A 238-nucleotide genomic window follows, 5' to 3' on the forward strand; every position below is an offset into this window, starting at 1 on the left:
TCTGTCTGCTGCTGTTGGCGGTTCCTCTAGCCACCCTTTTTCAATCATGATATTTAACCCGTCATTACTAAACTTACCTATATTTGTTGAAAAAGGAGAAGTAGTTGAGTCAGTAATATGTACGTCCAATTATTTAGGTGTGGGTAGACTATCATCTATTAAGAATTTTCCTAACTCAGTGATTTGTTCATTAGATATGTAAAACGTTAAATGCTATGCAACATTACTATTTCCACAG

The 238-nt window shown here is 34.9% G+C and carries 1 protein-coding gene; it reads left to right on the top strand.

Annotation, left to right across the window (positions count from 1 at the left end):
• The coding region (locus tag AOA61_RS31800; protein ID WP_218197343.1) for a hypothetical protein at positions 1 to 202 on the top strand (202 nt) is incomplete at its 5' end.
• Positions 203 to 238: the final 36 nt, after the last annotated feature.

Source organism: Pseudomonas sp. 2995-1 (assembly GCF_002742505.1).
Lineage (GTDB): Bacteria > Pseudomonadota > Gammaproteobacteria > Pseudomonadales > Pseudomonadaceae > Aquipseudomonas > Aquipseudomonas sivasensis.